At 61.0% G+C, this 19,138-nt stretch carries 18 protein-coding genes and 1 riboswitch; of the genes, 4 read left to right on the top strand and 14 right to left on the bottom strand.

The window, feature by feature from the left end:
• Positions 1–6: 6 nt before the first annotated feature.
• From D0550_RS33905 to D0550_RS33885, 5 genes are all read right to left on the bottom strand, one after another.
• Positions 7–930, bottom strand: a complete 924-nt coding sequence (locus D0550_RS33905) for a S8 family serine peptidase (RefSeq protein ID WP_116813623.1) — start codon at positions 928–930, stop codon at positions 7–9.
• Positions 931–1,081: 151 nt separating this feature from the next.
• A complete protein-coding gene (locus D0550_RS33900; RefSeq protein ID WP_116813621.1) occupies positions 1,082–2,650 on the bottom strand; it encodes an EAL domain-containing protein in 1,569 nt (522 codons plus the stop codon).
• Between the two features lie 125 nt (positions 2,651–2,775).
• Positions 2,776–3,183 (bottom strand): OsmC family protein, encoded by a 408-nt coding sequence (locus D0550_RS33895; protein ID WP_116813620.1) that lies wholly within the window; start codon positions 3,181–3,183, stop codon positions 2,776–2,778.
• Positions 3,180–3,479 (bottom strand): HigA family addiction module antitoxin, encoded by a 300-nt coding sequence (locus D0550_RS33890; protein WP_116813618.1) that lies wholly within the window; start codon positions 3,477–3,479, stop codon positions 3,180–3,182. The genes D0550_RS33895 and D0550_RS33890 overlap by 4 nt, the downstream gene beginning before the upstream one ends.
• A 7-nt stretch (positions 3,480–3,486) precedes the next feature.
• Positions 3,487–3,765, bottom strand: a complete 279-nt coding sequence (locus tag D0550_RS33885; RefSeq protein ID WP_116813617.1) for a type II toxin-antitoxin system RelE/ParE family toxin — start codon at positions 3,763–3,765, stop codon at positions 3,487–3,489.
• Between the two features lie 222 nt (positions 3,766–3,987).
• Between D0550_RS33885 and D0550_RS33880 the strand changes: the two genes are divergently transcribed.
• Both D0550_RS33880 and D0550_RS33875 read left to right on the top strand, forming a co-directional pair.
• Positions 3,988–5,670 carry an MFS transporter gene (locus D0550_RS33880; RefSeq protein ID WP_116813616.1) on the top strand — a complete coding sequence of 561 codons (1,683 nt, stop codon included), beginning with the start codon at positions 3,988–3,990 and terminating at the stop codon, positions 5,668–5,670.
• Between the two features lie 84 nt (positions 5,671–5,754).
• Positions 5,755–5,926: riboswitch (yybP-ykoY riboswitch) on the top strand.
• Positions 5,927–5,940: 14 nt separating this feature from the next.
• Positions 5,941–6,528, top strand: a complete 588-nt coding sequence (locus D0550_RS33875; RefSeq protein WP_116813615.1) for a TMEM165/GDT1 family protein — start codon at positions 5,941–5,943, stop codon at positions 6,526–6,528.
• Here the strand turns inward: D0550_RS33875 and D0550_RS33870 are convergent.
• Together D0550_RS33870 and sulP are read right to left on the bottom strand one after the other, a co-directional pair.
• Positions 6,491–6,907 (bottom strand): YchJ family protein, encoded by a 417-nt coding sequence (locus tag D0550_RS33870; RefSeq protein WP_116813613.1) that lies wholly within the window; start codon positions 6,905–6,907, stop codon positions 6,491–6,493. The genes D0550_RS33875 and D0550_RS33870 overlap by 38 nt on opposite strands.
• Complete coding sequence (sulP, locus tag D0550_RS33865; protein WP_116813612.1) at positions 6,904–9,057, bottom strand: sulfate permease; 2,154 nt, start codon at positions 9,055–9,057, stop codon at positions 6,904–6,906. The genes D0550_RS33870 and sulP overlap by 4 nt, the downstream gene beginning before the upstream one ends.
• 288 nt (positions 9,058–9,345) lie before the next feature.
• Here sulP and D0550_RS33860 point away from each other — a divergent pair, with 288 nt between their 5' ends.
• The gene (locus D0550_RS33860) at positions 9,346–9,657 is read left to right on the top strand and encodes an HPF/RaiA family ribosome-associated protein (protein ID WP_116813610.1); all 312 of its coding nucleotides are present in this window, start codon (positions 9,346–9,348) and stop codon (positions 9,655–9,657) included.
• A gap of 85 nt (positions 9,658–9,742) precedes the next feature.
• Here D0550_RS33860 and D0550_RS33855 read toward each other — a convergent pair whose 3' ends face one another.
• The gene (locus tag D0550_RS33855; protein WP_206606721.1) at positions 9,743–10,879 is read right to left on the bottom strand and encodes a dipeptidase; all 1,137 of its coding nucleotides are present in this window, start codon (positions 10,877–10,879) and stop codon (positions 9,743–9,745) included.
• A gap of 106 nt (positions 10,880–10,985) precedes the next feature.
• Here D0550_RS33855 and arsC point away from each other — a divergent pair, with 106 nt between their 5' ends.
• On the top strand, positions 10,986–11,348 hold the full coding sequence (gene arsC, locus D0550_RS33850; protein WP_116813609.1) for an arsenate reductase (glutaredoxin): 363 nt from the start codon (positions 10,986–10,988) through the stop codon (positions 11,346–11,348).
• Positions 11,349–11,352: 4 nt separating this feature from the next.
• On the opposite strand, the gene D0550_RS33845 is transcribed toward arsC, so the two are convergent.
• The 6 genes from D0550_RS33845 to D0550_RS33820 form a co-directional block, all read right to left on the bottom strand.
• Positions 11,353–12,624 carry an alginate export family protein gene (locus D0550_RS33845; RefSeq protein ID WP_153067479.1) on the bottom strand — a complete coding sequence of 424 codons (1,272 nt, stop codon included), beginning with the start codon at positions 12,622–12,624 and terminating at the stop codon, positions 11,353–11,355.
• A 33-nt stretch (positions 12,625–12,657) separates the two neighbouring features.
• Positions 12,658–14,334: an ABC transporter ATP-binding protein gene (locus D0550_RS33840; protein ID WP_116813606.1), complete on the bottom strand. Its 1,677-nt coding sequence runs from the start codon at positions 14,332–14,334 to the stop codon at positions 12,658–12,660.
• 12 nt (positions 14,335–14,346) lie between these two features.
• The gene (locus D0550_RS33835; RefSeq protein ID WP_116813605.1) at positions 14,347–15,342 is read right to left on the bottom strand and encodes an ABC transporter permease; all 996 of its coding nucleotides are present in this window, start codon (positions 15,340–15,342) and stop codon (positions 14,347–14,349) included.
• Positions 15,342–16,718, bottom strand: a complete 1,377-nt coding sequence (locus D0550_RS33830) for a CmpA/NrtA family ABC transporter substrate-binding protein (RefSeq protein ID WP_116813629.1) — start codon at positions 16,716–16,718, stop codon at positions 15,342–15,344. The genes D0550_RS33835 and D0550_RS33830 overlap by 1 nt, the downstream gene beginning before the upstream one ends.
• Positions 16,719–17,035: 317 nt before the next feature.
• Positions 17,036–18,196, bottom strand: a complete 1,161-nt coding sequence (locus D0550_RS33825; protein WP_116813604.1) for a CmpA/NrtA family ABC transporter substrate-binding protein — start codon at positions 18,194–18,196, stop codon at positions 17,036–17,038.
• Entirely contained in the window at positions 18,193–18,798 is a 606-nt protein-coding gene (locus D0550_RS33820; protein ID WP_116813602.1) for an ANTAR domain-containing response regulator, read from the bottom strand. Before D0550_RS33820 ends, D0550_RS33825 begins: the two co-directional genes overlap by 4 nt.
• Positions 18,799–19,138: the final 340 nt, after the last annotated feature.

Below are 19,138 nucleotides of genomic sequence, written 5' to 3'. Positions count from 1 at the left end.
GCAGCGTCAGATGTGTATAAGAGACAGCAACGGATCATCCCAGTAGTACGACTGCGGGGACGCACCGAACGAAAGGTTGAGCACGCGAATCTTGTACTTGTCGCGATTGGCGACGATCCAATTCACGCCGGCGATCACATCGGTATAGCGGCCCGCGCCTTGGCCATTGAATGCGCGCACTAGCACGAGATTCGCCGACGGCGCGATACCGGAATAGCTGCCGTTGAGCGCTTGCGCGCCGCTAGCCGCGATTGCCGTCACATGCGTGCCATGACCATATGGGTCGCCCGCGATGGGACGATTCCCATTGGTCACGTCGACGGACGCCAGCACGCGATTGCCGTAGTTCTGACTCACGTCCTGCCAGAAACCAGTGTCGAGCACGGCGATGGTAACGCCCTTACCCGTGATGCCCGCAGAATGCAGCGAGTCCGCCCCGATCAATGCTGGATAGTTTGTTTCGTAGAGCAAGCCCAGCGTATTCAGACCCTTGCCGTCCTGCAGCTGTTGCTGAGCACTCAACTGCTTCACCAGCGGCGAAGTGAGCGAGCTCGTCAGATAACTTTGCAGTACTGGCGACACGATCGGTGTCGTCACCTGCTGAGTGAGCTTGATGAGAGAGTTGCTGCCCAGCACGCCGCCCAGCGAATCGAACAATCCGCCACGCGGGCTCACTTCACGATCGTCGAACACGCGTACGTTCGAGTCGGCGCGCAAAGCGGCGAGTTGCTCCGGGGTGAGATACGCCGCGACGGCGTTGATGACATCCAACTCACGCTCCGCCTCGACGCCCGCCGAGCGCAAGCGCTGAGACGCGGCATCGGCCGACTTGCTCTGAACGATGTACAACGAACGAGTCGGTGCATCCGCCAGCGCGGTTCCGGCAGCAACCAATGCCGTCAGGATCAATGCAGTCGAGCGCATTCGCATGTGTGACTCACGAGTGCGGGACGGGTGTCCCGTAGAGTCATTTCACTCGAATGCAGCAAGGATCGCGTCGGAGTAGTCGCGCGAAACTGCCGGGTACTTGCGACGCAGTTCGCATAATGCGGTGTCAAATTCCGCGCCGTTCCTGCTTCTGTCAGATCGCGGAAAAAAGGTCGCCACTGCCGTAACGGCAGCCCATTTCCACCAGCGCGTCGCGCAGTTCTTCGCTATCGACGCCCGCTGCGATCGGCGCAAGGCCGAGTGCATGAGCGATACCCATCGTGGCACGAGAGACTTTGCGGGCCGTCTCGTCTTGTAACAGTGCAGTCGTCCAGGACCGGTCCAGCTGCAAGCCCGAGATAGGCGCACTCGCCAAGGAGGGCAACGACGCGACGGCGCGCGCCGCTTCATCCACGACGATCTGCACTCCTCGTCTATGTAACGCGTGCAGAGCATGGACCTCGCGGGCAACGAAAGCCTTCTCGGCGATACGCAGCTCGAGTCGCTCCGGCGGCAAGACATTTCTTGCGAGCACGCGCTCGACGTCGGCAACGAATTGCTCGTGAAAAATATGATCGCGCAGCGGGCCGAAGGACACTCTCACATTCGACGGGGAGTGCCGCGACCGCGCCGCAAACTCATCCACGATCGAATCCAGCGCCATTCGGGATAGATCCACCGCGAGACCAGTGGCGACCGCGATGCGCAGGAACTCGGCAGGCGAAATCTCACCACGCAGCGGATGGTGCCAGTGGAGATACGCGACGTCTGCCACTCGCTCGCCAGTAACCAAGTCATGCCGACCGACATAGCGAAAACGAATGTCACGATTGGCGATGGCGTCGCGCAGCTCGCGCCCCAGGTCGAGCCGCGACAACGAGCGCACCTGCATGGCTTCGCTATAGAACGACGGCCGCGTCGTTGCCGCCCGTCGCGCTTCCTCGACGGCGGTGCGAGCGTGCTCGAGCAAAGCTTCGGCTGACGATGCATCCACCGCAGACAACGCCACGCCGATGTGCGGCGTCAGCCTGAACTCCACGTCGCCTGACGGGATCGGCGTTCGCAACTGCCTGGTCAGCTCTTCAAGGCTTGCTTCGATCGCCGCGTGATCCGTTGTGTTTAGAACGATTGCGAGCTCGTTTTCGCGCAACTGACCGGAATAGTTGGTCTCGGAGGCACCGAGCCGCTCGTTGACCCGGGTCATGATCGTGCTCATGACCTCTTCGGACACCCGCACACCTAGCGTGCGTGCAATCTCCGATATTCCTTCGAGATGAAGGACCGCGCAGGCGATGGGCATTTCACGCAGCACCGACGTGGCCAGCGAGTCATTCAAACGACGCAGGAAGCCGCGCCGATCCAAACCCAGCCAGCGCGGCTCGTCGGCGGCCGCTTCGGTTTCGCGGCTCGGTTCGAACAACACCGCACGAATTACCCCGATAGCGCGACTCGGGCCCTGCGGAGAGATGCGCAACTCGTAGCTGCGCCCGTGCTCCTGAAAGCGGGTTTCCATCGCAGCGCGATTGGCAATGCTCCGCCGCAACAATCGCTTGATGAGCGCAGCTGTGGTGGGAGACCAGATCTGCTCGACCTTGTCGCCTGCATCCATGCTCTCACGACGGAAGTCGGGAACGGCCTGGCCGCCGACATGCGCCACGACCGTGCCGTCACGACGCATCAGGAACACCAGATCTGGGAGCAACTCGATTAGTACAGCGGACATGTGCGCACGTTAACGTCGCACCTCGACGTCCGACGTGATCTGCCTCTAGGGCAAAGGTCGCCCGCTCGGAATCCTTTCGAAAAAGGGAACTACGTCCGAACCAAGTGACATAAGTGGAGCTCGCGTCAACCGACGGAGACAGTCGATGCGACCTGCACGCCCTGCACGATCGCGAGTGTCACTGGCGTGCGCTCAATGATGTAGGCAAGTCTTGCACGCTGCTCTTCACTGATCTCGGCTGATACCGAGACGTCGCGCTTGATGCTGGGCGGCGCATCCTTTTGACGCCGATACTCGAGCGTCACGGTGACGTTCCCTAAATCCCAACCCTTGCGGTCCGCGTACATGCGCAGCGTGATCGAGGTGCACGAGCCAAGTGCGGCCAGCAAATAATCGAAAGGTGCGGGCCCCGCGTCGCCTCCTCCGCGATCGGTGGGCTCATCCGAAGTCAGCTGGGCCGAACCGCAAGTGACTTGCTGCACGTACTGCGGGTCGCCGGCTTTGCCAACGATCGTGACCTGAGAAATGATCATGCTCGCTCCTTCGCTTCAGTCAGCTCGATGGGCCGAATCTTCGGCCGCTTCTTTTTCTGCGCGTGCCACAGATCGTAAGTCACCTGCATCCGCATCCACGTCTCCGCGGAGCCGCCAAGCGCCGCGGCGAGCCGGATCGCAAGCTCCGCACTGACCGCCGCGCGGCCGTTCACGACACGCGAGAGCGCAACGCGAGAAACACTCAGCCGCTTCGCCAGCTCCGTAACGCTCATTCCGCGAAGCACCGTGTCTTCCAGAATCTCACCCGGGTGCGGAGGATCATGCATTTGCGACATAGTGACCTCAGTGGTAGTCCTGGTAATCGACCAACTCGGCGTGGCTGTCATCGAATGTGAAGGTCAGGCGCCAATTCTCATCGACCCATACAGCGAAATATTCGTTCAGTCCGCCCTTGAGCGGATGGAATCTCCAGCCCGGCCGATCCATGTCGTACGGCACCATCGCAGCATCGAGCTGACCCAACTGAAGCCGCAAGCGCGCGGCGTGCTTCGGTTGAATCCCGGCTTTCGAACCGGACAGAAAGAAGCTTTCGAGCCCAGCATGGCGGAAACTCTTAATCATGGAGTGTATCTCTATGCGATACAGATGGCAATCATGTCATCCAGGCACAGCATCGCGCCTGTCAGACTGTCCGCCCGATTAGACGGCCGGCCACGGAGGTCGACGCGCCCAATATCTGGGCGAAACCTTTGCTGAAGCCGCTGTTCTTTTCTGGAATCTGTGAGTGGCGGGAATTTTCTGCAGCCCTCGCGCGCGAGAACTGCCATCGAATACCATTGAGGGATGCTCCAGGCCACCTCCCCTGCCGATGACACGCCGCCCGTGTCGGCGCTGTCGTCGTTCCGGTTTCCGGTGTTCCGGTCGATCTGGTTCGCGAGCGTGGCTTCCAATCTGGGTGGGTTGATTCAGACGGTAGGTGCGTCATGGATGATGACGTCCATCGCGAAATCGGCCGACATGGTGGCGCTGGTGCAGACCTCGGTGGCGCTGCCCATCGTGTTGCTGTCGCTGTTCGCCGGCGCCATGGCGGACAACCTGGATCGCCGCAAGGTGATGCTGGGTGCGCAGATTTTTATGATCGTCGTATCCACGGCCCTCACGGTTTGCGCATGGCTGGGAATCATCACGCCCTGGCTGCTGCTGATGTTCACGTTTCTGATCGGCTGCGGAGCCGCGTTCAACGGACCGGCCTGGCAGGCGTCGGTGGGCGACATGGTGCCGAGGGCGCATCTGGCCGGCGCGGTCGCCATCAACAGCATGGGCTTCAACATTGCTCGTAGCGTCGGCCCGGCGATCGGTGGCGCAATCGTCGCCGCGGCAGGCGCGGCCGCCGCGTTTGCGGTGAACGCCGCAAGTTACATCGCGCTGATCGTCGTGCTGTCACGATGGCGCCCGGTACGCCCTCCTCAGCTGTTGCCCCGGGAAACGCTCGGAATCGCCGTCGCGGCGGGCCTTCGTTACGTGGCCATGTCACCGTCCATTCGACGCGTATTGCTGCGGGGCGCGGTATTCGGCATGGGCGCCAGCTCGGTCATGGCCCTGCTGCCGCTCGTTGCGAAAGATTTACTCACTGGCGGTCCACTGACTTACGGCCTGCTGTTGGGAGCGTTCGGTGTCGGTGCAGTGGGTGGAGCGCTGAGCAGCGCTCGCTTGCGCGAGCGACTTTCATCTGAGGGACTGACTCGTGCCGCCTGCGTGGCATTTGCGGTCGCGGCGGCTGTCACAGGCGTGAGCAGAATCACACCGCTGACCGTAACGATGATGATGATCGCCGGCGCCTCGTGGGTGCTGACACTTTCGACCTTCAACGTCTCGGTCCAGCTCTCGACACCTCGCTGGGTCGTGGCGCGCGCGTTGTCGTTGTACCAAGTAACAACCTTCGGCGGCATGGCCGTCGGCAGCTGGCTGTGGGGCGTGGTCTCCGAAAGCGACGGCGTGCGCCTCGCCCTGTTCGCTGCTGCCCTGGTCATGCTGATCTGCTCGGCGATCGGTCTGCGCTTGCCGCTGTCGGAAACGGCCGATCTGAACTTAGATCCCCTGCGTCGATGGCAGGCGCCGGAAACTGCCGTGCCCGTCGAGTCGCGCACCGGGCCTGTCGTCGTCACCATCGAATATCGGATTCGCGAGGAGGACGTGCTGGAATTTCTCGCCGTGATGTCCGAGCGTCGACGGATCCGCAAACGAGACGGCGCCATGGATTGGATGTTACTGCGCGATCTCGCCGATGCCTCCGTCTGGGTGGAGCGCTACACCACACCGACCTGGCTCGAATACATCCGTCACAACAATCGCCTGACGCAAGATGATGCAAACATTCCGCAGCGTCTGCGCGAACTGCATCAAGGACCCGGCCTTCCTACAGTCCACCGCATGATCGAGCGACAGACCGGAGCATTGCCGGCCGGCCATGTCTCGACCCCGCACGACCTGGCCGAGCCTCTGACCGATCCGTCGCGCTCATCCTGAAGCACAGGCCGCGTAGGCCAAACCCTTAAGCGACTCAAACGGCGACCGCCGCGCTTGTATGTCGCCGCCCGACCCGCTATCTTGCGCTCCGTCACTGGGGAGTAGCCGCCTTACGCAACGTAAGGAGCCGACGTCAACAGACTTGGTCGAAGACCATGGCGTCGGCGGCATCAGCTAGGCGAGACCTTTGACTTTGCGACCACGGCCTGGGCCGGCGGTGGCTGCAAAGTCATTGGTATTAGCGCCGCTGGCCCCCGGGAGTCTCGTTTCGTGGAAGCCTTTCTCAGCTCGCTCGGCATCGTCGCATTCGCCGAGATGGGCGATAAAACCCAGCTGCTGTCGTTCGTTCTTGCCGCTCGATTCCGTGGCCAGCAGTGGCCCATCATCGCCGGCATCTTCGTTGCCACCATCGTCAATCACGCCCTTGCCGCACTGGCCGGCGATTGGGTGGCGATGAAAGTCAGTCCCGATGTAATGCGCTGGGTGCTCGGCCTCGCCTTCCTCGCCTTCGCTGCGTGGGCACTGATTCCCGATACGCTCGATGAGACGAACGAGAGCAAGACCAAGCACGGCGCGTTCCTCACCACGCTGGTGATGTTCTTTCTCGCCGAGATGGGCGACAAGACGCAGCTGGCAACCGTCGCACTCGGCGCTCAGTTCGGCAATCTGCTTGCAGTCACGGCGGGCACTACGCTCGGCATGATGGCAGCGAACGTTCCCGCAGTGCTGATCGGCGAGAGGCTCGCGCAGCGCTTCCCTCTGAGCAAGATGAGATTCATCGCCGCCGCGCTGTTCGCGATCTTCGGCGCGCTCATCCTGCTCAAGGTGAACTTCGGCCTGGGGCTGGGCGGTCTTTGATGTCGCCGTCGACATAAAACCAGCGGCCGCTTTCTTTCAGGAAGCGGCTGCGTTCATGCAGTCGCGCGGCCGAGCCGCCGCCGACTCGAAAGCGCGCGATGAACTCGACTTCCGCCGTGTCCGGCCCCGTGACGCACGCGTCTACAATCTTCAGGCCCAGCCACTTTTGATTGGGATCGAACTCGATCGACTTGGGGCGGCCGGTGCCATGCCAGGTGGCGAGCAGATACGGCTCGTTGCACATCACGAACGCCGAGTATCGCGATCGCATCAACGACTCTGCGTCAGGCGCCGGCACGCCGGCATGCCAGCGCCCACAGCAGCGCTCATAGGCCAATGCCGAGCCGCACGGACACTTCGTTTCTGTCGGACGCTTCATCGCGATATCGCACTCTTCAATTCGCTGGTGCCGGTGCGCTCCTGAAAGCGCCGAACCGCCGCATCGATGGTGAAAAAGAAATGATCGCCGCCGAGCGTGCTATACAGCCCCGAGCGCCGCATGACCTCGCGCACCGGCGCCTTCACGCCGGCAATATAGAACGTGATGCCCTTCTTCTTGAACTCATCGCAGAGCTGATGAAGTGCGGTGTCGGCGGACGAGTCGAGATCGTTCACCGCACTGGCATCGAGGATCAATGCCTGCAACTCGCCCTCATACCGTCGGCAGATCTCATGCAAGCGCTCCTTCAGGAACACAACGTTCGCGAAATACAGCGATGCATCGATGCGCAGAATAACCAGACCGGGAATGGTCTGCGCTTCCGGGAAATGCTCGACGTTGCGAAAGATGTTGGTATTGGGCAGCCGCCCCAGGATGGCCGTGTTGGGCCGCGTATTCAACGTGATGAATAGCAGGATCGACGCGACGATACCAAGCAACAGCCCGGGCATCACGCCGAACACCAGCGTCGCGACAAACGTGAACGCCAGCAGCAGTCCTTCCGTGATCTTCACATTGAACAGATATTTGATCTCGTGCGTATCGATCAGCCGCAGCGACGACACGACGATGATGGCCGCCAACGTGACGTCGGGCAGATACGTAAACACGGGCGTCAGGAACAACGCGATCAGCAAGATGCAAAGCGCCGTCACGATGGCGGCAATCGGCGTCTTCGCACCCGCCGTCGCGTTCAGCGCCGAGCGTCCGAGACTGCCGGAGACGGTATAGCCCTGCGATACGCTCGCGCTGATATTGGCCAGCCCCAAAGCGGTCAGCTCGCGGTTCGCGTCGATGTCGTAGCCATACTTGTTGCCCAGCGACTTGCCCACCGAAACGGTTTGCGCAAATCCCACCAGCGCCATGGTCAACGCCAACGGCAACAGCTGTTGGATCTGTCCCCAGTCGAATTCAGGAACACTGAAATGTGGCAGGCCGCGCGGCACCTGGCCGAGCACATCGACGCCGTGCTGATCGAGCCGGAACGCGAACGACAGCACCGTGCACACCACGACCATGGTCAAAGGTCCGGGCGCTTTCGGTGAGAGCTTCCTGAAGCCCCACAACAGCAAGATGCAGCTGATGCCGATCGCGAGCGTTGCGAGGTTTGCCTGATCGACGCGCGTCACCACGTCGAGCACTGCTTCATACAAAAACGGGAACTGGTGTTGAGGGATTCCCAACAGGTGATGCAGCTGTCCCAGGACGGTGATGATCGCAATGCCCGAGGTGAAGCCCGCCAGCACCGGATAAGAAAGGAAGTTCACCAGGAACCCGAGCCGCAGCGCGCCCATCAGCAGCTGCGAGACGCCCACAATCGCAGTGAGCAATATGGCAAGCGCAATGTAAGTGGCTGTACCGGCTGTTGCGATCGTGCTCAACCCTAACACCAGCATCAGCGAGTCGACAGTCACAGGGCCCGTCGACGTCTGTCTGCCGCTGCCCGTGAGCGCGTACATGATCATGGGCAGAATGGACGCGTACAACCCCATGACGGGCGGCAATCCTGCAAGCAATGCATATGCAATGCCCTGCGGCACCAGCAACGCCGCGACTGTGATGCCCGCCATTACTTCCGTGCGCAGCTGAAACTTTCCATACACCGCCTCGGCGTCCATGAGCGGGAATAAACGTTTCAGGAACGTGTGCCAGTCGCGCACCTCAGGGGTCTCTTTGGCAACCGCCCCCGCCTCCTGGACGGCGCGTTGCACGCTCGCGTCCTGCGCTTGTTCATGGTGCTGAACATAATGATCGGCGGCAGCGAACAAGGTGCGCTCGCTGGCGGAATTCGGCGACGGCACCTGCACGGCTTGCAACATCAACTCGTACGGACCGATCTTGATGCGCTCCCCCGGATGCACCACGTGTCGCTGGATCCGGTGCGGGCCGACGAAGGTGCCGTTGGAGCTGCCCAGGTCCTCGAGGATGCAGCCGCTCGCATCGCTGATGAGCACAGCGTGCTTCCAGCTGACCTGCGAGTCTTTCAAAGGAATGCCGCTGGCGGGATCGCGCCCGATGACGATGGAACCGGCAGTCAATGCATAGTCGCGGTGGGAGCCATCGACGCCTCGCACAGTGACCTTGTTCACACCCGCTCTCGTTATTTTTACTTGCTCTGAATGATACGCCGGGCCCCGGCGACGTGACTACGGGATCTTGAATGGCCCGCAGTTCCAGCGCCAATCACAAACCCTCAGTGCGCCTTGCGGATTCGCCTTATTGATCGTCATGCAGACGACTTGCGTAATGTTGCCAAAGGCCTCATGGTGCATACGTAGGGGCGCCGCTGTGGAGCTTTCCCCGACGGGAACAACTCAACGGCCGTCCGAGTAGTTTCAATAGGCCAATTAAAGGCTTATGGGTCGAAGGAAGCTCGCATGCAGGTACAAGTGAATCACGATAACCGCGTCCGCCTCGCCGAAGACACCGCCGAGCGGCTGTCCAAGACCGTCGAGGACTATCTGTCGAAGTTCGCCGATCGCATCACCCGGGTGGAAATGCACCTCGCCGATACCAACGGAGGCAAAGGCGGCCTCGACAAGCGCTGTATGCTGGAAGCGCGCATGTCGAATCTGCAACCCATCGCTGTGACTCATCATGCCGAGACCGTTCAGCTCGCCATCGACGGCGCGCTGGCGCGGCTCGATCATGCGATCAGCCATGCCATCGGTAAGCGCGAAACGCACTGATCAGCGTCACTAGACGCGCGCACACCGGCGCGGGCCGTGATCCGATCGAGGATCGCGGCCCGGCCGTATCAAGCGATTTGGGTCGTCACACCCAGGTCGAGCCGAGCAGTCTGCGGAAGTTGCCGCCCAATACGGCGAGCACGTTCTGTTCCGAGTAACCGCGACGGAACAACGCTTCGGTCAGATCGAACACCTTCTTCGGATGATCGAAGCCTTCGATGTCGATCTTGTCGCGGAACCCGTAGCTGGCTTTGTATGCACCGCGCAGCATCTTAAGCTGATCGGGCGGCATGTCGTCGTACCCATTCAGATCGGCGTCCGAGCCGATACCCACGTGCTCGATGCCCACCAGCTTCACCACATGATCGATGTGATCGACGATGTGCTCGAGGGTCGTCGGCTCCTTCTCCCGCACGAACATGCGCACGCCAGTGATGCCCATCACCCCGCCCTTTTTGGCGAGCGCCTGGATCGCTTCATCGGTCTTCAGGCGCGGATGATCGAAGATGCCGCGACAGTTTGAATGAGTAATGGCGATGGGCTTGGGCGAGACGTCGATCGCATCGAGCGTCGTTTTGTCTCCGCAGTGAGACACATCGACCAGCATGCCCACCTCATTCATGGCATTGACGATCTCTACGCCGAAATCGCTCAAGCCCCCGTCGACGCGCTCGGTGCCGCCGCTGCCCAGCAGATTCTGTGTGTTATAGGTGAGCTGCGAGCAGCGCTGACCCAATTGATAGAACGCTTTCACATCCTCTTTCTTGCGAAAGTGCTCGGAGTTCTGCAAGCCGGTAATCACGGCGACTTTGCGCTCGGCCTTGGCGCGATCGATGTCGGCCGCGGTATTCACGAGCGTGAATACATGAGAATTGCGCCCGACATAGCCTTGCCAGGCCGCGATGAATGACAACGTGTCTTCGACCGCCGACGGCCCACCGGTGCCGATGGAGTTGTGGAACGCCGTGATGCCGCAGGTCCGAAACATCTCGGCCTCGGCGTCCGTCATGCGTCCCGCATAAGCCTCGGGAGCAAAATTGATCTTCAACGGGCCAAGCATATCGATGACGATCGCCCGCTCCACCGCCCGCATGGTTTTCGCCGAGTAGCGAACCGGCGAGTCCGCGAACGCCCGGTATTGACCCATGTTGATCATGGGCAAGCCAGTGCTCAACACGGTCGCAGCAGCGGCAGATTTCAATACAGAGCGTCGGGTGATCACGTCGGTTCCCCAAGGTTTTTGTGGTGGCACCGCAGCGTATCGCACGCCGGATCGCGAAAGTCGCGAAATCGCGATCCATGCGACTGAGTTGAGCTAGACTGTCCGCATGAGCTCAACCGACGTCACCATTTATCACAACCCCTCCTGCGGGAATTCTCGTGGCACGCTCGCGCTCATCCGCGAACACGGCATCGAGCCGCTGGTCATCGAGTATTTGAAGACGCCTCCGGATCGGCAGACGCTACTGGAGCTGCTGAAGAAAATGAAGCTCACGCCGCGCGAACTGATGCGCGAGAAAGAAGTCGAGAAACTGGGCTTGGGCGATTCATCCAAGTGGAGCGATGATGAGATCGTCGAGCAGATGCTGAAGCATCCGATCCTGATGAACCGCCCAGTCGTGGTCACGCCGCTCGGCGCTGTGCTCAGCCGCCCGCCGGAGAACGTGCTGAAGATCCTGCCGCCCAGATAACGCGCTACCAGACGTACTCGAGCTGCGCCCAGAACTTCGTCGTGTCCTGATAGGCGGCGGGCGTGCGACCTTCATGGGCTTCATACAGCGCCACCTTGAGTAGCCCAACGAAGCGCTGATACTTGCCCTGCACCTGCAGATCGATCTCGTCACCCAGATCCAATGACAGTCGCTCGGATTTGAAGTCACGATAAACAATCGTTGCGGCCAGCGTGTCGAACATCGCCACACCCTTGGCGAGATAGCCGGCGCTCACATATTTATCGTCGATGCCGTTGGCCGGCGTGGTCAGGAACTTGTCCGCCCAGCCATGGAACTTATGCATGGTGCCCAGCGGCGTCGAGAACCCGACGGTGCCGTTGCCCTCCATCACTTCCTGCCCCAACGTCAGGCTGTACTGGCGGTACGTGCCGGTCACTTCGACCGAGTAATAGTCGAGATCGAAATTCAGCGGATTGCTGCCGTAATCGGCCTGCTTCGCGAACGTCGCCCCATACGCGAGTTTGAACTTGCTCAGCGGACGCTCGCCCGCGAATCTCGCTCCGAAGGTTTCGCTCGAGACTCGCTGCGGATCCATCGCGGCCGGTACGCCATTCAAGCGATCGAAGTCGAGCCAGTAACCAAACGCGCTCAGCTTACCCACCCCGAACTGATAGGCCGCATTGGCGAGCACGCCGTCGCCGTGATAGCGCCCTTGCGGCGATTCGCGACCGAAGATGCGATTGACCTGATTCAAATAGGTCGCATCCAGGGTCAACGCCGCCGTCGGCTTGTTCACGATGCGCACGGCATCGAACGTTTGCTCATTCTGGCGCCAGGGAGCGTTGCCGACGAAGCGCTGTTCATCGAGCAGGATCCGCTGTCGACCGAGGATGACCGTCGTGCCGGGCAGCGACGTGTTCACCAGCTGCAGGCGATTGATCTCCTCGCCCTGTGGATCGGTGACCGCGGGATAGCTGGCGTTACGGGACCGCGCCGGATCAGCGCGATAGTGCCCGGCAAGATCGATGATTGCTTCGCCTTCAGCCAGGAAGGTCGTGTTCCAGGCTTTGCCAGTCTCGAAGCCAAGCCGCAAGCGCAAAGTCTCTGCGTCCGCATCCTCCGCCAGGGGAGTTTGATCGACGCCCTCGTAGCGCACCCGCGCATCGAAGATCGGCTTCGACTCGCTCAATGCCCCACCCAACACACTCAAGTCCGCAGCGTTGACCACGGCGGGAACCGCCATGGCCAGCGCCATGCCCCATCCCAAACCGCCGCGATGACTCCCTGAACTCATTGTTCGCCCTCCCAGAGCGCTTGTTTTGCCGGATTATGCGGCGTGCGTATGCTGGCGCCCGCAAGATTCTAGAAATGCCAACAGCTCGTTCCGATAGTGGTAATACATCGGATGTTCCAGCAGCTGCTTGCGCGTCCGGGGCCGCGGCAAATCGATATTCATGATTTGACCGATGCGCGCATTCGGACCGTTGGTCATCATCACCACCCGGTCGGCCAGCAAAATGGCCTCATCAACGTCGTGCGTAACGCAGATGGCAGTGACTTGATTGCGCTTCCAGACTTCCATCAGCACTTCCTGCAGTTCCCACCTCGTCAGCGCATCGAGCATGCCGAACGGCTCATCTAACAACAGCAACTTCGGCGATAGCGCGAACGCGCGAGCCAGGCCGACACGTTGTTTCATACCGTTCGACAGCTCGCTCGCCTTCTTTTCGAGCACGTCGCCCAAGCCGACCCGAGTGAGGTAGTACTCGACGATGTCGCTTCGCTCGCGTTCGCTGACATGCGGGTACACGCGATTCACCCCGAGCGCGACGTTCTCGCGAGCCGTAAGCCAGGGCAAAAGACTGGGCGCCTGGAAGACCACGCCGCGATCGGGGCCCGCGGATGTGACTTCGCGTGCATCCAGCGTGATGCCGCCGTCAGACACCTCAGTGAGCCCGGCCACCATGGACAGCACGGTCGACTTGCCACAGCCCGAGTGGCCGATCAGCGAGATGAACTCGCCCTTGCGAACATCGAGTTGGAATCGATCGACGACCGTGAGTGGCCCCTTCGGCGTCGGATACACCTTGCTGACATCGTAGAACTCGACGAACTTGTCGAGGTTCTCCGCTGGCTTCGGCCGCGTTGCCTTGCTCAGGGTTCCCGGCACCGGCGGCTCCATGGGAACGACGGATGGCAGCACTCGCAGTGCGTTGGCACTCCCGCCGCGTTGCCCGCTGAGGCTCATCAAATATTGAGAGATCTGCGCCCGGAGCTGACGATAGGAATCATCTTCGTTGACAGCCATCCGATCGCGCGGCCGTGGCAAATCCACTTTGAACTCACGACCCAACGTCGCTCGCGGCCCCGGCTTGAGCGCGACGATGCGATCGGCCAGCAGCAGCGCCTCATCCACATCGTTGGTCACGAGAATGACAGTCTTGCGCTGGCGCTCCCAGATCGCCTCGATCTCATCCTGCAGACGCGAGCGCGTGAGCGCATCCAAAGCCGACAGCGGCTCATCGAGCAACAGAACCTTCGGATCCATCGCCAGGGCTCGCGCTACTGCCACGCGCTGACGCATGCCGCCAGACAACTCCGCCGGTCGGCGATCGACCGCATGCGCCAGGCCAACCATCTCGATGTACTTGAGCGTGTGTGCCCTACGCTGCGCGGCCGACCACTTGGGAAAGACGCTGTCGACGGCCAGAGCGACATTGCTCTGGACCGTCAACCACGGCAGCAATGAATAGTTTTGAAACACCACGCCCCGATCTGGCGCCGGACCGGTGACCGGCCGGCCCTGGAACAGCACCTCGCCCGCGTCCGGCTGAATCAAGCCGGCGATGGCCGAGATCAACGTGGTTTTGCCGCTGCCGGAAAAGCCGACGATGGCGACGAACTCGCCCTCTTCGATGCTCAGATGAACATCGTGAAGCACCTCGGCCGACTGCTCCCCCGAGCCGTAACTCTTACTGACACCCTTGAGCTGCAAGAACGACATGCCGATGCTCCCTTAACGTCGCACGCCGAAGTCGAGCAGGCTCTGCAGGGTCTGCATGATCCGATCGAGCAGAAAGCCGATGATGCCGATGGTCAGCACCGCAACCATCAACCGCGCCAGCGAATCGGAGCTGCCGTTCTGGAATTCATCCCAGACAAATTTTCCGAGGCCCGGGTTCTGCGCCAGCATCTCGGCCGCGATCAGCACCATCCAACCCACCCCGAGCGACAACCGCATGCCGGTGAAAATCAGCGGCAACGACGAAGGCAGCACCAGCTTGAACAGCTTGGTGGTCCACTTCAGCTGCAGGACCCGTGCGACGTTGAGCAAATCCCGGTCGATGGAGTTCACGCCGACGCCCGTATTGATCAAAGTTGGCCACAGCGAGCACAAGGTCACCGTGATCGCCGAGATCAAGAACGACTTTTCGAACAGGGGATCTGCCGTCACATACACGGCGCTCACGATGATCGTGACCAGTGGCAGCCACGCGAGCGGCGACACCGGTTTGAAAATCTGGATCAACAGGTTCAGCGCCGAGTTGATCGTCGTGCTCAGCCCGCACAGGATGCCGAGCGGGACCGCCACCAGCGTCGCCAGCGCAAATCCCGTGAACACGGTTTTCAAGCTGGTGAATATCTGATCGATGTACGTCGGCTTGCCCGTGTACTTCACCTGCGTGATCTTGGCATTTGGATCCTTTGCCAGTTTGGCGGCATTGCGCTTGTCCTGTCGCTCATAGAACGCCGCTGCTTTCTCGCGTTCCGCCTTGTGATCCGCCCATAAGGCTTGCGCCTGCTTCGCGACTGCGATCGGGCCCGGAATCTGTCCGAGACTGGTCTGAATCCGGCCGGACGCCTGACTCCAGGCGAACAGGAACACGGCGATCGCGAGCAATGGAATCCCCAGCTGTCGCCACAGCTGGCGCGACAACTCACGCATCTGCTGGCGCAGATTTTCGCCACGAAGCGTTTGCTCCAGGCGCATGGCGAGCATCGATGTGGCCATCAGGTCGCTCCCTGCTTGGTCGTGACAGTGCCGCTCTCAATCACCTGGCCTTGCTTCAGGCCGATCGTGAGCTTCTGCAAATACTCGTTGGGCTTGCGACCGTCGTACTCGACACCGTCGATGAATTCCTTGGTCGGCGGGCGGTAGCCGTCGGTGTTCCAGGGAAAGTCGCTCTGCGTCGCCCTCTTCTCTTCGATCAGCATGCGGGCGGCACGCAGATACGGTTCGGTGAGGTACACCCTCTTCGCCGTGTCGTGATACCACTGATCGGTCTGACTCTGCGGAATCTGTCCCCAGCGGCGCATCTGCGTCAGAAACCAAACCGCATCGCTGTAATACGGATACGTCGCGTAGTAACGGAAGAACACGTTGAAGTCCGGCACACTGCGCTTGTCACCCCGGCCATATTCGAACGTGCCGGTCATGCTGTTGGCGATCACGCGATAGTCGGCGCCAACGTATTCAGAACGCGACAGGATCTGCGCCGCCTCCTTGCGATTCGCGCCATTGTTTGCATCGAGCCACTTGCCGGCGCGGATCAGTGCCTTGAGCAGCGCGAGATAAGTATTGGGATGTTTCTCGGCCCAGGCCCGGGTGACGCCAAACACCTTCTCCGGATTGTTCTTCCAGATCTCCAGATCGGTAATGATGGGAACGCCGACGCCTTTGAAGATGGCTTGCTGATTCCACGGCTCGCCGACGCAATAGCCATTGACCGTACCTGCTTCCATCGCCGCAGGCATTTGCGGCGGCGGCGTCACGGACAGAAACACATCCGCTTTGATCTGACCGGAGACATCCGTGGACGAATAGAACCCCGGGTGCAATCCGCCCGCCGCCAACCAATAGCGCAGCTCGTAGTTGTGCGTGGAAACCGGAAACACCATGGCCATCCTGAATGGCTTGCCCGCAGCCTTGAACGCATCGATCGCGGGTTTGAGGGCGTCCGCCTTGATCGGATGAACTGGTTTGCCCTGCGCATCGACCGGCACGCGCGCCTTCATCAGGCTCCAGACTTCGTTGGACACGGTGGTCGCGTTGCCGTTGAGATCCATGCTGAACGACGTGACGATGTCGGCTTTGGTGCCGATCCCCACCGCCGCACCCAGCGGTTGCCCCGCCAGCATATGGGCGCCATCCAGCTCGCCGGTGATGACGCGATCCAGAATCACCTTCCAGTTCGCCTGCGGCTCGAGCGTCACATACAGCCCTTCATCCTCGAAAAAGCCTTTCTCGTACGCGATGGCGAGCGGCGCCATGTCGGTGAGCTTGATGAAGCCGAGCTTCAGCTGTTCCTTCTCCAACTCGAGCTCCGCGGCCACGGCGTGAGTGGTGCCCAATGCAGCCACCGTCGTCAGCAGGCAGGCGCGAAACATTGCTTTCAGCATGGATCCGGTCACTCCCGAAACGAACTTCAGAGCAAAAAAAAACGCCGCCGACTTCAGAGCACGTGGATGACATGCACTGGAGTCGGCGGCGTTGCCGGGCAGGCCCGCTGTTGGGCCTGCCGATGGTTGGGGCGAAGAATCGTCCCGTTGCCAGCTCAGGATTGCAACGACCGTGCCAGCGTTACGGCCGCGCGCAGGTTCCCGAAAAGACAACGACTTGCGTCACTCGAGCAAATCGACATGCGGCGCAAGTGAGCCGCGACGGAGCAAACATTGCAGTCAGCTGCACGAAGGTCGTGCAGCGATCAGATGCCGGACAGCTGTTGCAAGTAGGCAGGCAGATCGTCTGAATCGAAGCGCACGCCGTCGAAGAGTGTTTCGACCTTGGCATCTTCGGCGGGAATGTTTGTTACTTTCGCCAGGGCCCATCGGTATAGATCGGGCCGATAGGTGGCACGCACTTGCGGCACATGTTCGGGATCGAATGCAACCTGCCCCCAACGCACCATCTGTGAGTAGAACCACAGCGCGTGACTCACCCAGGGAAACGTAGCGCTCTGCGAGGCGGGCAAGTAAAACCCCGGCAGGTCGTGCGCCTCATCCCCTCGCTGCAGACACAAACGATTCGACAACCCCCGCAGCAGAATCTCAGCCGGCGCACCGACGAAGCGCGGCTCGGACAGCATGCGCGCCAGCTCCGAGTGATTCTCAGGCTGCTCGCACCACAGCGCTGCCTTATATATAGAGCGGACCAGGGCCTGCAGACGATCCGGATGTCGCTGCGCCCATTCCAATCGGCAGCCGAGCACCTTCTCAGGGCTAAATGGCCAGATCGCAGTGGTCGGCAACGCGATACAGCCCACGCCCACCGACACGGCCAGACTGTTCCAGGGCTCGCCGACGCAGAAGCCGTCGATCTGCCCTTCACGCATCGCATCCACAAGCAACGGCGGCGGGATCACCACCAGTCGCACATCCCGGTCCGGGTCGATGCCCGACGCGGCGAGCCAGTAGCGCAGCTCATAGTTATGTGCGGAGAACGGATAGACCATCGCGAGCGTGAACGGTTGCTTGTTCGCCCGCTCGCGCGCACGCACGACATTGCGAAGTGCTGCACCGATCTCGCGCGGACCTGCGGAGAGAGCGGCGCCTTCCGCGAGCATCAAATCCCACAGCCGCAGAGAAACAGTAATTGCGTTGCCACCCAAACCAAGCGACAAAGGCGCTGCCATCGGCACCTTGAGATGCCCGACGCCCAGCGTCGACGCGATGGCCATCGGTCCGAGCATGTGCGCGGCGTCGAAATGGCCGACGACGACACGATCTCGGATATTCGCCCATGACGTTTCGCGCACCAGCCGCAGGTCCAATCCTTCCTCGGCGGCAAAGCCCTTCTCGACCGCAACCGCCAGCGGCGCGCAGTCCATCAAGGGAATGAACCCGACGACGGTGGTGACATCATTCATTTGAACAGACTCGATGCAGTCACGACGCTTTGCGCCACCTCACTGAGCCGGCGGTTCTCGTTCATCGCCGCTTTACGCAGCAGCGCATAGGCCGCCTCCTCGCTCATGCCTCGCTGCTTCATCAAAATACCCTTGGCGCGCTCCACGATCTTGCGCTCATCCAGCGCCTGGCGAGCGCTATCGAGCTCTTCACGCAGCTTGTTGAATGCATGAAAGCGGCTGATCGCCATGTCGAGCACGGCCTTGACACGCTCCTTCTTCAAACCGTCGACGACATAGGAGCCGACGCCGGCATCCACCGCTGCCTCGATCATGTCGGTATCGGAGCGGTCGACGAACATGGCAATGGGCCTGCGCACCACGCGTGATACCTGGAACATCTGCTCCAGCACGTCGCGATTGGGATTCTCCAGATCGATGACGATGACTTCGGGGTCGATGTCGACGATGCGGCGCATGAGGTTGTGCATCTCGCGCAGCACCGTCACGTTGAGATAGCCGGCCTCCCGCAGTCCCTCTTCGAGAATGCTGGCACGCATGACGTTCTGATCGACGATCAGCACGCGCAGGGTAGGTTCGCTTTTTGGCCGGGCTTCGGGCATCGATGGATTGTGGTTGCAATGCCTGTGCCACTGCGGAGGCCCTTGCACCATGAGGAAGCGCGAGGCAAAGCGCACCACTTTAAGTGCGCCACGGGAGACGCACGCACCACATCTGCGCAATCGCGTGCATGCAATGGCGTCAGATCCAGCACTTTTCAGCCGCCACGTCGTGGCATAGCGCTTGCAACATCGAACTTATCTTGGCTGCTCCAATGATGGGCGCAGCACCAGTGACTGCCGGTAATCACCTCCGCCACGCGCGGCCTGTCGCAGGTCACTGTCCCAACCACCCTCATCTGAAACGAGCTGAATGCCTCTCGAGGCTCTCGGTCATGGGTGC

This window comes from Steroidobacter cummioxidans, assembly GCF_003104955.1.
Note: the sequence above shows the minus strand (reverse complement) of the source record. Positions and strands in the feature narration are given on the sequence as shown.

Coding starts and splice junctions, on each gene's coding strand:
- D0550_RS33830 (WP_116813629.1), bottom strand. CDS start 16,718: ATGTTTCGCGCCTGCCTGCTGACGACGGTGGCTGCATTGGGCACCACT.
- D0550_RS33860 (WP_116813610.1), top strand. CDS start 9,346: ATGCAGGTACAAGTGAATCACGATAACCGCGTCCGCCTCGCCGAAGAC.
- D0550_RS33885 (WP_116813617.1), bottom strand. CDS start 3,765: ATGATTAAGAGTTTCCGCCATGCTGGGCTCGAAAGCTTCTTTCTGTCC.
- D0550_RS33905 (WP_116813623.1), bottom strand. CDS start 930: ATGCGAATGCGCTCGACTGCATTGATCCTGACGGCATTGGTTGCTGCC.
- D0550_RS33840 (WP_116813606.1), bottom strand. CDS start 14,334: ATGTCGTTCTTGCAGCTCAAGGGTGTCAGTAAGAGTTACGGCTCGGGG.
- D0550_RS33890 (WP_116813618.1), bottom strand. CDS start 3,479: ATGTCGCAAATGCATGATCCTCCGCACCCGGGTGAGATTCTGGAAGAC.
- D0550_RS33870 (WP_116813613.1), bottom strand. CDS start 6,907: ATGAAGCGTCCGACAGAAACGAAGTGTCCGTGCGGCTCGGCATTGGCC.
- D0550_RS33900 (WP_116813621.1), bottom strand. CDS start 2,650: ATGTCCGCTGTACTAATCGAGTTGCTCCCAGATCTGGTGTTCCTGATG.
- arsC (WP_116813609.1), top strand. CDS start 10,986: ATGAGCTCAACCGACGTCACCATTTATCACAACCCCTCCTGCGGGAAT.
- D0550_RS33835 (WP_116813605.1), bottom strand. CDS start 15,342: ATGGCCACATCGATGCTCGCCATGCGCCTGGAGCAAACGCTTCGTGGC.
- D0550_RS33825 (WP_116813604.1), bottom strand. CDS start 18,196: ATGAATGATGTCACCACCGTCGTCGGGTTCATTCCCTTGATGGACTGC.
- D0550_RS33895 (WP_116813620.1), bottom strand. CDS start 3,183: ATGATCATTTCTCAGGTCACGATCGTTGGCAAAGCCGGCGACCCGCAG.
- D0550_RS33845 (WP_153067479.1), bottom strand. CDS start 12,624: ATGAGTTCAGGGAGTCATCGCGGCGGTTTGGGATGGGGCATGGCGCTG.
- D0550_RS33880 (WP_116813616.1), top strand. CDS start 3,988: ATGCTCCAGGCCACCTCCCCTGCCGATGACACGCCGCCCGTGTCGGCG.
- D0550_RS33820 (WP_116813602.1), bottom strand. CDS start 18,798: ATGCCCGAAGCCCGGCCAAAAAGCGAACCTACCCTGCGCGTGCTGATC.